This is a genomic window from Peristeroidobacter agariperforans (assembly GCF_004138335.1).
GTDB classification, from domain to species: Bacteria; Pseudomonadota; Gammaproteobacteria; order Steroidobacterales; family Steroidobacteraceae; genus Steroidobacter; species Steroidobacter agariperforans.
Genome location: NZ_RYFW01000001.1, coordinates 862,251 through 875,369, shown reverse-complemented (window position 1 = coordinate 875,369; position 13,119 = coordinate 862,251). Strand labels below are relative to the sequence as shown.

Genomic DNA, 13,119 nt, shown 5'->3' with positions numbered 1-13,119 from the left:
CGGCTGTCATCCCAAAATAGCTTCACGCTGATAAAGCTTGATCGCGACAGCGACGAGCAGCGCCCCCAGTGCCAACGTCGTCCCGGCGCAAATCAAAACATGTAGCGCCGGGATCGAATCCCCGCGCATCAAGCTGGTCGCGATCAGGTGCTGGCTCAGGCTCGGCACAGCCATCAACCCGGCGCTGGGCTTCGTGCCAGTTACGACCGCGAACATGATCGGGGCGATCGGGAAAATCATCACGACCGACAGCCATGACTGCGCCTCGCGATTGCTCCTGGTGAATGACGCGACGACTGTCATCAGGCCCGCCCCCATGGGCACGAACGTGATCATGATGGCGAAGATGGCCAGGATGACTCGCGGCCCGAAGTTGGCCGACATTCCCAGCGCTTCCAGTGGAATGAAGGTGAGCACGACGCCAAACGTCGCGAGCGTCAGCAACAGCGAGACCGACATGAAAGCCGATGTCGCGAGCATCTTGCCGACGATCAATTGCGAGCGACTCACGGGCAGAGTCAGCAGCGGCTCCAGCGAGCCGCGCTCGCGTTCACCCGCGGTGGTATCGATTGCCAGATAGAAGCCGCCCACCAGCATCGACATGAAACAGAAGTAAGTCATCATGCCAAGGATCAGCAGCGACCGCCCCGCCGGCGTGGCCACGTCCAACGTGTGAACACCCACCGGGTCGATCACCGTGGGATTGATGCCTCGAACCATCAATCTCAACACCGCTAGCTGATGCCCATACGCGCTGAGCAACTGCCGTGCGCGATCCGCACTTGGCGACGTATTGCTGTTCGAGGTATCGACGACTAATGACAACGGCGCCGACTCCCCGACCTGCAAAGCCTTGCCATAGTCCTCGCCGATGAGCAGGACCATGTCCTGCTGTCCCGAGCGCACCGCATCCATCGCCTGATCGCTCGTGAGCTCCACGTCTTCAGTCTTCACGCCGTTCTCACGCAGGAACTGCACGAGATTCGGCGCGTGCGTCGCGCCGGCGATGGGCAGGTTCAGCGGCTTGTCTTGATTCGCGACGGCGCGTTTCGACACCATCGTCGTCGTCAGGCCAAAGATCACCGGCGCGAGCAGCACGCCAAAGAAGAAGGCCGAGACGATCACGCGACGGTCGCGCAGGTTCTCCAGCACTTCCTTGCGGAACACAGTCCACATCGCGCCCATCACGCCACCTCGCCTTGATCGGCAGCGCGCACGAACGCTTCTTCCAGGTCCGGAGCGCCGGTAGCTTTGAGAATTTCCGCCGGCGTGCCTCGTACGACGACGCGGCCGTGCGAGATGATCACGATGTCGTCGCACAAGGCCGCGACTTCTTGCATGACGTGACTGGAGAACAGCACGCAGCGGCCCGACTCGCGCAGCTCCCGAATCAGTTCGCGCAACATGCGCACGGCATTGACGTCGAGGCCGTTAGTCGGCTCATCCAGAATGATGGTCTGTGGTCGATGAATCAGTGCACGCGCCAGTCCGACTTTGAGCCGCTCGCCTTGCGAGTAGCCTTTGGCGCGCCGTTCGGCGACTGCGCCTAAGGCGAGACGCTCGATCAGCTGATCGATGGAGCGATTCAATTCAGCGCCGCGCAATCCGTGCAGCTCGCCGTAGTAGCGAATGTTCTCGCGGCCGCTCAGATGCGCATACAGCCCGCTCGCGTGCGGCAACACGCCGAGCGAGCGGCGTACCGCCAACGGGTCGGTGCTGCAGTCGTGGCCATCGATCAACGCACGACCTTCGTTAGCACGAATCACCGTGCTCAGGATGCGCAGCGTCGTGGATTTGCCGGCGCCGTTGTGGCCGAGCAGGCCGGTGATCTTGCCGTCGCCGGCCGAGAATGAAACATCCTGCAACGCCTGCACCGCGCCGAAGCGCTTTTTCAATCCGTCGACTTCAATCATGGAGCGGGCGCCGAGCGTGACAGCAGGAAGGGAGCGGGGGCGACGGTCTTCAGGCACTCATCGTCCAGCGATTTCACATTGCCGGCGGCGATGAAGTTGGCGACGACGCGCGGCATGCAGCCTACGGCGATCTGCCCATGACCCTGTCCGTCGAGCACCAGATGCCTGGCATTCTTCAACCCTGCCACGACTTGCTCGCCGTAGCGCGCCGGGGTCACAGGATCGTTGCCGCCGGACAGCACCAACGTCGGAATCGCGCTCTGCAGGGGCTTGCTGAATTCCTCATCGACCGGGCCGCGAGGCCATTGTTCGCAAATCGTCCGCATTGCCTGCATGAACGTCTCGCCGATGTAGGTTTTGGCGAGCTCGGCGTCCGAAACAGGGTGCTCGTGCCAGCGTGGCGCGTCCTCGCTGCAGACCACCGCGAAGTGCATGCCGTTGGCGATCTGCGTGTCGAGGCTTCGCTTGATCATCAGATACTGCGCAGCCAACCCTTGCGGCTGTCCGAGCTCGGCCTCGTGGATGAGCAGCGGCAGCGTCGACAAGGTCTCGTCGGAGTAGCTCAGCAGTCGAACGGCGGCACTCAGCTCAGCAGCGCCAAGCTGCGCGTTCGTGGGCTCGGCGCTCAGCGGGTCCGGGATGGAAAGCGAAACCGGCTTCTCGAGCACGCGAGTGCGCAGCGTCGCGAATGTGCCCGCAATGTTTGGAAAGGTGCGCTTGCAGTCCACGTTCGAATCGCAGCGGGCGAACGCGCTGTCGATAGCGGCTTGCGCATCGAGTGCGACATCCGGTCCCAGCGGCAATTGCGGCGGCACGACGCCATCGAGAATGGCAACGCGCACTCGTTGCGGATAACGCCGCATGTAGTGCTGCGCCACTCGCGTGCCATACGAAACACCGTACAAATCCAGCCTTTGATAACCCAGCGCCGCGCGAACATCGTCGAGATCGCGCACAGCGACACTGGTCGTGTAGTAACGTGGGTCGCCTGGCAATCGGGCGAGACACGAACGGGTCAGCTCGCGCAGCTGCTGCGGATCGCTGAAGGTGATATCGCTCTCGTCGGGAAACGTGCAATCGAGACGATTCGATCGTCCCGTGCCGCGTTGATCGACGATCACGATGTCACGATCGCGCCGGATTCGCGCTAAGGCAGGGGCAATGGAGATATAGAAATCGCTCGCCGCCTGGCCGGGTCCGCCACTCAGCACGAACAGTGGATCGCCCGCAGCCTCGGTACGCAGCGAGCGAACCACCGCGACGTGCAGCCGAAGCTGCTTGCCCGACGGATTCTCGCGATTCTCCGGCACCGACAGCCAGCCACAGCGAGCCGCGACGCCGCCACCGGCAATCTCACTCTGCAGCCGGCAATCTTCGAGCTCCAAGCCCGCGCCATGAGCTTGGAATGCGCTGCAAAAGGTCAAAGGCGCCAGGCCCCATAACGCCAGAGTGCGCAAGCGCTTATGAATCGCCGACATCGATTTCCCGGGGTGAACGATCACGGGCGGCAATGGTAGACGAGGCCGCGTCGCGCGTCCCGCGCTGCCAGGGCCCCTGCCCACGTCCGGGAACCTGTGTGCGCCCCTGACGGTCTGTTACATTCGCATCAACAACTATCCCAACGACCCCCTGGAGTTACGTCATGCGTTCATCGCCGTTACTCGCCACCGTCGCCGCCGTTGCCTGCGCGCTGCCGCTGACGGGAGCCTTCGCCAAGGACGAGGCTTTGGCCAAGGCAGTTGCGTCCGAGCACCGTTCGCCGAATTTCGTGGCGCGCGATCAGGCTCGCAAACCGCAACAGGTGCTCGAGTTCATCGGCGTGAAGCCCACCATGACCGTGGTCGAAATTTCCCCGGGCGGCGGCTATTGGACGGAAATCCTTGCGCCGTACCTGCACGACAAGGGCACTTATTACACGGCCATCACACCGCGTACCGCCAGTGAGCGGGCCGCAGCCTCTGCCGACACCTGGCAGAAAAAGCTCGACAGCGACAAGGCGCGCTACGGCAACGTGAAGATCGGCGATTTCGGCGGCGGTAAGTTCGAGCCTGCGCCGGCCGGATCGGCGGACGTGGTGTTCACTGCCCGCAACGTGCACAACTGGATGGGCCAGGGCACGGCCGAGCAGGCGTTCGCGTCGTTCTACAAGACGCTCAAGCCGGGCGGCATCCTCGTCGTCGAGGAGCATCGCGCGGCCACCGACAAGCCGCAGGATCCCAAGGCCGCCAACGGCTATGTGCGCGAGGACTACACGATCGAGCTCGCGGAGAAGGCGGGTTTCAAGCTGGCCGGCAAGTCCGAGCTGCTGAGCAATCCCAAGGACACGAAGGATCATCCGAAGGGCGTGTGGACATTGCCGCCGACGCTGGCCCTGGGCGATACGGACCGCGCCAAGTACCAGGCGATCGGCGAGGCGGACAACTTTCTGCTCAAGTTTCAGAAGCCGCAATGACTCGGTCAGCGAACTGACTGAGCGAATACGGCGGCGAGGAGCCAGGCGTGGAAGACGAACAAAAGAAATGGTTGTACTGGGCGATTCCCGCCGTGGTCGCGGTGGCCATCGGGGCTGCGTTGTATTACGGGCGTTCGCATCGGCAGGCTGAGCAGGCGAAGCAGACGCCCGCGGTGACGGTGCCCGACGCCCCGCCGGCGTCGACGGAGCCGCCGGTGCGCAATCCATTGGGCGAAACCACGCCGCCGAAGCCGTTGCCGCCGCTGGCTGACAGCGATCCTTCGTTGCAAGAGTCGTTGAGCGGTGTGTTCGGTCGCGCGCTCGATCCGTTCCTGGTGCCGAAGAACATCATCCGGCACACGGTCGTGACCATCGACAATATGCCTCGCAAGAAGACGGCGGTGCAGATGTGGCCGGTGAAGCCCATCGGCGGTGAGTTGATTGCCACCGGCGAGGGCGAGGAGCTCACGCTCGGTCCCGGCAACTACGCGCGCTACGAGCCGGTGATCAAGATCCTGAGGAACACCGACACGGCGCAGGTCGCGACGCTTTACAAACAGTATTACCCGTTGTTCCAGGAAGCGTACGTGTCGCTGGGTTATCCCGACGGCTATTTCAACGACCGGTTGGTCGAAGTGATCGATCATCTGCTGGCGACGCCGGACGTGCCGGGACCGGTCAAGCTCAAGCGGCCGAGCGTCAACTTCGTGTTCGCCGACGCGCAGCTCGAAGAGCTTTCGTCGGGGCAGAAATTGCTCATTCGCATGGGCAGCGCCAATGCGGCCATCGTGAAGGATAAGCTGCGCGAGTTACGCCAGGCGATTGCCAAGCAGGAGGCTGCGGCGAACTGATTGATCGGCGAGCGTCATTGAAGACAGGAGTGTCGTCATGAGCAAAGTCGTAGTGATCTCGGTGGCCTCGGCAGTGGGCCTCGGTCTGTTGAGCCTGCACTTGGTGAAGCAGCTGAAGGAAGGCGAGGCCGCCATCGAAGATCTGAAAGCGCAGGTCGCAACGCTGCAGGGGCGGCAGCAACCAGAGCCTGCGCCGCTGCCGCGCGAAAACAATCTACCGCCCGAAGTCATCGCCCCGCAGCCGAGCGAAGTCATCGGCACACCACCCAAAGTGCCGCCGAAGACCGTCGGCGTCTTCACCGTGAACGGCCAGTCGATGCCGCCGAGTCCGCCGAGTCGCGATGACCGCATGCGCATGATGCGCGAGCATCGCGAGCGTCAGCGGCAGTTGATGCAGGATCCCGAGTATCGCGAGGCCATGCGTGTACAGACGCGAGGCAACTTCGCGCGGCAATATCCAGGCGTGATTCAAGAGCTCGGACTGGATTCGCAGCAGGCGGATGAATTCTTCGACCTGCTCGCCGACCAGCAGATGCGAGCGAACGAACAGATGCAGCCGATCTGGGAGCTGGACAGCGCCGATCCCGCCGATCAGGCAGCGATGCAGGAGCGTCATCGCAAGATTGCGGACCAGGCTGCAGAAAATCAGCGCAAGAGCGAAGCGGAGATAGCGTCGCGCTTTGGCCAGGACAAGCTGCAGGCATGGAAGGACTACCAGTCCACCATGGGTGTGCGTTACGAGTTGGAAAACGTGCGCAGAACGCTCGCGTCGAACGGGATGCCGCTCGATGAGGACTTGAGCAAGCCCATGCTCAAGGCACTGGCGCAGGCCCAGGCGCAGGCGAGCCAGGCCGCGGCGAATGAATATGCGGCCGCCGTGAGCCGCGGCGCCGCACCTGCGCTCACGGCACGCGTAATGACCACCGACAGCTTCGACGACACCAACATGGAGCGTCACATCGAGGCGCAACGCAAGCGCAATCAGCACATGCTCGACGCGCTTTCCTCCTATCTGTCGTTCGAGCAGCGCCAGGCGATCGAGAAGCAGCAGGACGCTCAGCTGAAAATGCAGGAAGCGCAGTACCGGCTCATGCGCGCCCAACGTAAGGCGGACCCCAACAGCAATGGCACGTATTTCGTGGAAGGCGGCTCGACCCTGGTGCCGCTCCGGCCCTAGTTGCGAGCGGCGTGCACGCGACCGAGAAAGTCACGGATCAATGGCAGCACAGTCTCGAAGTGAGACTCGAGCAGCCAGTGGCCGCCATCGGTGAGGTGCAACTGCGCGTCAGGCAGATCACGTAGATAGGCGCGGGCTGACCCTTCCGGCATGTAGCCGTCGCGCGGACCCCAGACGATCAACGTCGGCGGACGGTGCTCGCGCAGGTACTGCTGGTAGCGCGGAAACCAGTCGACGACATTGGCCTCGATGGCCTCCATCAACTGCACGCATATCCGGCGTCGAACTGGCGTGTTCATGAGCGGCCAGTGCAGTTTCCACAGATCGGGCGGCATCGACTCGGCGTGCCGCTCGTCGGTCTCGCCGATGAGCTCATCGCGAAAGCCGTGTTCGCTGACCGCCTCTTCCAGCACGGCATGATTGGTCGGCGACGGATCATCCCAATAGCGCTTGATCGCAGCGTACTTCGGGCCCATCGCGTCCTGGTAGATATCGCCATTCTGGATGATCAGAGCCGCGACTCGCGCCGGCGCACGCATCGCGAGCCGCAAACCTATCCACGAACCGTAGTCGTGCAAATAGAGTGCGTAACGGGTCAGCCCCAGCGCGCCTGCAAATTGCTCCAGAAACGACGCATATGCCCCGAACCCGTAATCGAAGTCGTTGGTATCAGGTGTCTCGCTGTATCCGAACCCGGGATAGTCGGGCGCAATCAGGCGCCAGCGGTCGGCCAGCGCAGGCAGCAAGCGACGATATTGGAACGAGGAACACGGGTAACCGTGAGGTAACAGCAGCACCGGCGCGTCGCGCCGGCCCGCCTCTCGATAGAAGATTTTCAGTCCGTTGAGGTCGAGATAGCGGTGCAGCGTGCTCATACCGCTAAATGAGTTGTCACCGGGCCGGTTCCGGCGGCCCATGACTACCGCTGGTGCATTGGTTGGGTAATATGGCGAAGGTTCGGCTGGGTCAGACTTCCATGTACAAACAATCATCCGCTTCGTTCGCCGTGTTGATGACCGTGGCCCTCTTGGGAGCTACCGCATGTAGTAAAGAACAGCCGGTCGCCCAGACGGCAGCTCCGCCGCCGGCGCCCGAGGCGCAGTCGCCGGATACAGAGGACCTGGGCCAGCCGTCGGATCCACGTTTCATCGGCAGAATCTGGGTGTCGACGACGCCGGGTCACTCGCGCGGCACCTTGATGATCTTCCTGCCGGATCGCACGCTGTTGATGGACTCGTGCTTCGAGACCTATCGCGTTTCCAAATGGGGCGCCGAAGGCGATCGCATTCGCTGGATCGAGGATTCCATTCCCATCGAAGCGACTGTTTCGATGCCGAACGAAAACGAGCTGCGCTTGCAGCTGGCGGGACAGGACCGGGTGCAGTCATTCGTGGTCGCGGCGGTGCCAACCGTTTGTCCCGATATGCCGCGCTGATGCGCGGCAGCTCTTCTCGCAGCGAGCGAGCCGTCGGTATTTCACGTAAGCGAAATCACCCAAATGTTTTTGCTGCGATCCGCCCCTTGCAAATCGCGCACTGCGAATTTCACCGAAAAATAAAACCTGCCTCGCGAGTGCGCTGCGTCCAATGTTTGTAATTCAAGCGCACTGAGTGCATTTGCAGACATGTCTGGACGTTACGACATTTTGCGCAAACAAATTTCTTTTCGTTAACTGCCCGCTCCCGAGAGCGACACTTCGTCGCATCGACACGCCTCAATGCGTGCGATCGCCGACCAGGATGAGTCAGGCAGAACGATAGATCGCGGCTCCGGGTGAGCGCCGTTTCGCACGCGTAAGCGACGCGGCTCCCGTGTCATACCCGCGAGGATCGTCCATGCGCACTTCACTCAAGTGCACGCCCACTCTGGGCGTGTCCGCACTATTTTTTGCCCTGCTCTGCGCGTTGTCTCTGCTGAGCAGTATCGCTCAGGCCGCACCGACGATTTCCGGTACGCCGAAAACGAAGGTGCTGGTGAGCACTTATTACAGCTGGGCGCCGACTGCCCGCGACCCGGCGGTGGCGCAGCGGACGCTGCGTTATTCCATCGTCAACAAGCCGTCGTGGGCCGTGTTCTCGGTGTATTCCGGAAAGCTCGAAGGCACGGTGCCGCGGACGCCGGCCACTTGGTCGAACATTCGTATTTCAGTGAGAAGTGCGACAGGCACGGCGACGCTGCCGGCGTTCTCGATCACGTCGTACCGTTCCGACACCAGCGGTGGCACGACCAATCGTCCGCCGGTGCTGAGCGGCACGCCGTCGAGCTCCGTGACCGCAGGCAACGCTTATGCTTTCCGGCCGACCGGCTCGGATCCCGAGGGCCGCACGCTCACCTGGTCGATCACGAACCGTCCGAGCTGGGCGACGTTCAGCACTTCCTCGGGCGCGCTCACCGGCACGCCGACCTCGTCGCACGTGGGCACGTATTCGGGTATCGCGATCAGCGCGAGCGACGGCACCAATCGCACTGCGCTGCCGTCCTTCAGCATTGCCGTCAATGCCGCCGGCAGCAGCAACGGCTCGGCGACGCTGAGCTGGACTCCGCCGACCAACAACACCAACGGCACGACGCTGACCAATCTGGCGGGTTATCGCATCTATTACGGCACCAGCTCGAGTGCTCTGAATCGCACCGTCCAGGTGGCGAATGCCGGCGTGACGCGCTACGTGGTGCCGGATCTGTCCGCGGGCACGTGGTACTTCTCGGTCCGAGCGTACACCTCGACTGGCGTCGAAAGCGGGAATTCGAACACTGCGTCGAAGACCATTCGCTAATAAGAAGAATCGCGAGCTACGCTCCCGGCCCACGGGAGCGTAGTTTCGCTGAGCGCAGCAACTACTGGCGACGTTTCAGCCAGTCCACCATCGTGTTGCTGACCAGCTCCGGCGCGTCCTGTTGCACGAAGTGATTCGCGCCTGGAACCGTGACGAGAGTCAGATCCTTCTCCACCCACTGCCACGTGCCATTGAGCGCGCCCGGCAGCAGCGCCTGATCCTCCAGGCCGTGGAACATCAGCACCGGCGCTTGCACCTTCGGGAAAGTGAAGTTCTCCGGCGGCGGCGGTGCATCCGGTTTCGGATAATTGGCCTTGTAGTAATTGAGCATCGCCTCGACGTCCGATTGCTGGAAGGCCTGCAGATAACGGGGCCGGGCAGCCGGGTCGGTCACCCATTGCGTGAGGCGCTCCAGTGAGATCACCTTGTGCGCGTCCGGCTTCTGGAAGTTGAAGGCGTACTCGCTATTCTTCTTCTGTTGTGGATTGGTGGCGATCTCGCGTGCGATGCCCGCCGGGTGCGGCAGATTGCAGATGATCAACAGTCGCGTGATCTCGGGCTTGCGCATCGCTACGTTCCAGGCCACCGAGCCGCCCCAGTCATGGCCGACGATCACGGCGCGCTCGACCTGCTCGGCCTTGACCACCGCGGCAATATCGCCAACCAACAACGGCATGGCGTAGTTCTCCACGCCTTTGGGTTTATCAGAAAGGTTGTAGCCGCGCAGATCGACGGCCACCGCTCGATAACCGTTGTCGGCGAGCGCGCGCATTTGTTTGCGCCACGAGTACCAGAAATCCGGAAAGCCGTGGATCATCACGACCAGCGGTCCCTGGCCCAGTGCCGCATAGTGGATCTTCACGCCGCCGGAGTCGGCGTACTTGTGCTCGACCTGATCCCACACATCCGTCGTGTCGGCCATCGCGATTCCCCCTTGCAGGACTAACAAGACTACGGCCCACGCCCAGCTACGCATGCGAGCTCCGTCCCTTCCGTTTCCGAGTGGTCTGGCACGCCGACTATATAACGCTGCAATGTGCGTTACTGCCCGACAGTCGGACTGAGCGAATCGTGAGCAGACGATTGTGACAGTCACTCCTATGCTCGCTGTGCAGATCGGGCCTATGATGATGCGTCCTCCAACCGGTCGGAGCTTCGTATGTCTCTTCGCGGCAAGACACTCTTCATCTCGGGCGCATCGCGCGGCATCGGCCTGGCGATTGCGGTGCGGGCGGCGAAAGATGGCGCCAATATCGCGATCGCAGCCAAGAGCGATCAGCCCAATCCCAGGCTGCCCGGCACCATTCACACTGCGGCCGAAGCCATCGAAGCCGCGGGCGGCAAGGCTCTGCCCATGCAGGTCGATATTCGCGACGAGAATGCGGTCGCCGAAGCGGTGAAGAAGACCGCCGCACATTTCGGCAGCGTCGATATCCTGGTGAACAATGCCAGCGCGATCTCGCTGACCGGCACGCTCGACACGCCGATGAAGCGCTTCGATCTGATGTTCGGCGTCAACGTCCGCGGCACCTTCGTGTGCTCGCAGGCGTGCCTGCCTTATCTGAAAGAATCGGCAAAGGCGGGGCGCCATCCTCACATCCTCAATTTGTCGCCGCCGCTGAGCATGAAGCCGCGCTGGTTTGGGCCGCACGTCGCTTACACGATGGCGAAGTACGGCATGAGCATGTGTGTGCTCGGCATGGCCGAGGAGTTTCGCGCCGACGGCATCGGCGTCAACGCGCTGTGGCCTCGCACGGTCATCGCGACGGCTGCGTTGAATGTCATCGCGCTGGCAGATCCGAAGAAAGGTCGCAAGCCGGAGATCATGGCGGACGCGGCGCATGTCATCCTGACGCGCGATCCTCGCAGCTGCACTGGCAACTTCTTCATCGACGACGAGGTGCTGGCGAGTGCGGGAACGAAGGATCTCGATCAGTACGCGGTCACGCCTGGCAACAAACAGTTTCAGCCGGACTTCTTCGTCGACTGATCGTGAACCGTTTGCTTCGCTTTGGTTTCTTGTTCGCAATGGTGTCGACGATGAGCGGACCGGCGCAAGCGCAGCCTTCCTTGCACGACAAATGGGCGACATTGGACGGCAAGCCGCCGCTGGTGATCGCTCATCGCGGCGCCTCGGGCTATCGGCCCGAGCACACGCTCGCCTCGTATCTGCTGGCGATCGAGTTCGGCGCCGACTATGTCGAGCCCGATCTGGTCGCGACGCGCGATGGTCAGCTCATCGCGCGACACGAGCCGCTGCTCGATGACACCACCGATGTGAAGTCGCGGCCCGAGTTCGCATCGCGCCGGAGCACCAAGACGCTCGACGGCAAGGAAGTCACCGGATTCTTCGCTAGCGACTTCACGCTTGCGGAGATCCGGCAGCTGCGTGCCGTGCAGCCCAATCCGGCGCGTTCGAAGGAGTTCGACGGCAAGTTCACCGTGCCGACGTTCGAAGAGATTCTCGATCTGGTCGAGCAGGAGTCGGCGAAGCGCGGGCGACGCATCGGCCTCTATCCCGAAACCAAGCATCCCGCGTTCCATCTGCAGCTGAACTTGCCGCTGGAAGATCGATTGCTGGATGCATTGACTCGGCGTGGCTTGAACAAAGCAGGCACGCCTATCTTCATCCAGTCATTCGAGAGTGCGAATCTGCAGTACCTGCGCGCGAGGACACCGTTGCCGCTCGTGCAGCTGATGGACGAGGGATCGCTCATCTATGACAACAGCGGCCAGCGAGTGGAGAGCGTTCTCATTCCTGACTACGGCGATCGTCGCGGCGGCGAGCGGCCGAAGAGTCTCGCCGACGTGGCGAAGTACGCAAATGCGATCGGACCCTGGAAACGGCAGATCCTGCGCGACGCCGGGCAGCCGAAGTTGCTCACGACCACGGTGATCGAGCAGGCTCATCAAGCCGGCCTGCGCGTGCACACCTATACATTCCGCAATGAGCCCGCGACGTTGGCGCCCGAGTACCACAACGATCCGCAACAGGAATACCGGCGCTTCTACGAGCTGGGCATCGACGGCGTATTCTCCGATTTCTCCGACACGGCGCTCAAGGCGCGGGCAGCGTGGGGATCGCGCTGATCGTCGGCCAGTCGCGCACCCAGCAGCAAACGTGATCGAAGCCTTCGATGGTTCGTTGTTGCGCCCGTGGGTAACGCAAGAAATATCGTTCGATGGTCGCGAGCGGCACGACCCGATCGTTCGCGCCGCGCAGATGTAACTCGGGCCAGGGGTGCGGCTGGTCGCTCAGGGCGGGATTCAACGATTGCGACAATCGCAGATATCGGTGGTGCTCGGTCCAGGCGTCCGTATCCAGATTGGCAGCGACAGTAACCACAGAAAACACATTCTCCAGCCGCTCCGCGATCAACACAGCGAGCGAGCCGCCGCCACTGTAACCAACCAGCGCGACTTGCTCGGCGCCGACGCGACGCTGTGCTTCTCGCACCGTCGCTACCATGCTATCGACGACGTCGGCTGAATAACGCGCGCCGGTCCAGAGCTCGACGTTGCATTTGTCTGAGCGAAGCCCGTTGTAGCACGGACGGGTGACATACGCGGCGGGCGCCGCCGAGCGCATCAACATTTCCAACGCGACCGGCTGACGCGTGGTGGGATCGTCGCTCGGTGCGCGGCCGAGCCAGGGAATGCCGTCGCTTTCGAGGAATATCGTCAACGGTTGCCTGGCATGATCGGCAGCAGCACCGCGTTTCAGATACACGATGCTGGGAAACTCGCCGGCCGTAACATGAACGATCTCGAGCCCGGCCTGCTGGGCACGCCGATCCAGGCGCTGCCCTGCAGAGGTGCAGCCGCCCAGGAGCAGCAAGGCGGATATGGCATTAAGGGCAACCCTGACGTTCATGACACGCGATTGCGACCTGCATCACAACGGAAGTCAACCTCCGGCGGCACAGTTCGCCCCGCTATAAGGGCGCGCCTG

Annotated in this window: 13 protein-coding genes; 7 read left to right on the top strand and 6 right to left on the bottom strand. The window is 62.5% G+C overall.

Annotated elements, in window-relative coordinates:
- Positions 1–6: 6 nt before the first annotated feature.
- The 3 genes from EK373_RS03805 to EK373_RS03795 are packed head-to-tail and all read right to left on the bottom strand — an operon-like array spanning position 7 to position 3,391.
- Positions 7–1,185, bottom strand: coding sequence for an ABC transporter permease (locus EK373_RS03805; RefSeq protein WP_157994204.1), 1,179 nt, complete (start codon positions 1,183–1,185; stop codon positions 7–9).
- Entirely contained in the window at positions 1,185–1,913 is a 729-nt protein-coding gene (locus EK373_RS03800) for an ABC transporter ATP-binding protein (RefSeq protein ID WP_129641400.1), read from the bottom strand. The genes EK373_RS03805 and EK373_RS03800 overlap by 1 nt, the downstream gene beginning before the upstream one ends.
- The gene (locus EK373_RS03795) at positions 1,910–3,391 is read right to left on the bottom strand and encodes an alpha/beta hydrolase (protein WP_129641399.1); all 1,482 of its coding nucleotides are present in this window, start codon (positions 3,389–3,391) and stop codon (positions 1,910–1,912) included. Before EK373_RS03795 ends, EK373_RS03800 begins: the two co-directional genes overlap by 4 nt.
- 164 nt (positions 3,392–3,555) lie before the next feature.
- On the opposite strand from EK373_RS03795, the gene EK373_RS03790 reads away from it, so the two are divergent.
- The 3 genes from EK373_RS03790 to EK373_RS03780 are packed head-to-tail and all read left to right on the top strand — an operon-like array spanning position 3,556 to position 6,393.
- Positions 3,556–4,365: a class I SAM-dependent methyltransferase gene (locus EK373_RS03790; protein ID WP_129641398.1), complete on the top strand. Its 810-nt coding sequence runs from the start codon at positions 3,556–3,558 to the stop codon at positions 4,363–4,365.
- A gap of 47 nt (positions 4,366–4,412) precedes the next feature.
- Complete coding sequence (locus EK373_RS03785) at positions 4,413–5,216, top strand: DUF3014 domain-containing protein (protein WP_129641397.1); 804 nt, start codon at positions 4,413–4,415, stop codon at positions 5,214–5,216.
- 37 nt (positions 5,217–5,253) lie between these two features.
- Positions 5,254–6,393: a hypothetical protein gene (locus EK373_RS03780; protein ID WP_129641396.1), complete on the top strand. Its 1,140-nt coding sequence runs from the start codon at positions 5,254–5,256 to the stop codon at positions 6,391–6,393.
- Here EK373_RS03780 and EK373_RS03775 read toward each other — a convergent pair.
- Entirely contained in the window at positions 6,390–7,268 is an 879-nt protein-coding gene (locus EK373_RS03775) for an alpha/beta fold hydrolase (RefSeq protein ID WP_198683055.1), read from the bottom strand. The two genes, EK373_RS03780 and EK373_RS03775, sit on opposite strands and share 4 nt — an antisense overlap.
- 71 nt (positions 7,269–7,339) lie before the next feature.
- Here EK373_RS03775 and EK373_RS03770 point away from each other — a divergent pair, with 71 nt between their 5' ends.
- Together EK373_RS03770 and EK373_RS03765 are read left to right on the top strand one after the other, a co-directional pair.
- A complete protein-coding gene (locus EK373_RS03770; protein WP_129641394.1) occupies positions 7,340–7,828 on the top strand; it encodes a hypothetical protein in 489 nt (162 codons plus the stop codon).
- 400 nt (positions 7,829–8,228) lie between these two features.
- The gene (locus EK373_RS03765) at positions 8,229–9,167 is read left to right on the top strand and encodes a putative Ig domain-containing protein (RefSeq protein ID WP_129641393.1); all 939 of its coding nucleotides are present in this window, start codon (positions 8,229–8,231) and stop codon (positions 9,165–9,167) included.
- Positions 9,168–9,228: 61 nt separating this feature from the next.
- Here the strand turns inward: EK373_RS03765 and EK373_RS03760 are convergent, their stop codons facing one another.
- Positions 9,229–10,143: an alpha/beta fold hydrolase gene (locus tag EK373_RS03760; RefSeq protein WP_198683054.1), complete on the bottom strand. Its 915-nt coding sequence runs from the start codon at positions 10,141–10,143 to the stop codon at positions 9,229–9,231.
- Positions 10,144–10,326: 183 nt separating this feature from the next.
- Here EK373_RS03760 and EK373_RS03755 point away from each other — a divergent pair, with 183 nt between their 5' ends.
- Positions 10,327–11,157: an SDR family oxidoreductase gene (locus EK373_RS03755; protein ID WP_129641392.1), complete on the top strand. Its 831-nt coding sequence runs from the start codon at positions 10,327–10,329 to the stop codon at positions 11,155–11,157.
- A gap of 2 nt (positions 11,158–11,159) precedes the next feature.
- Positions 11,160–12,257 carry a glycerophosphodiester phosphodiesterase gene (locus tag EK373_RS03750; protein WP_198683053.1) on the top strand — a complete coding sequence of 366 codons (1,098 nt, stop codon included), beginning with the start codon at positions 11,160–11,162 and terminating at the stop codon, positions 12,255–12,257.
- Here the strand turns inward: EK373_RS03750 and EK373_RS03745 are convergent.
- Complete coding sequence (locus EK373_RS03745) at positions 12,226–13,041, bottom strand: alpha/beta fold hydrolase (RefSeq protein WP_129641391.1); 816 nt, start codon at positions 13,039–13,041, stop codon at positions 12,226–12,228. The genes EK373_RS03750 and EK373_RS03745 overlap by 32 nt on opposite strands.
- Positions 13,042–13,119: the final 78 nt, after the last annotated feature.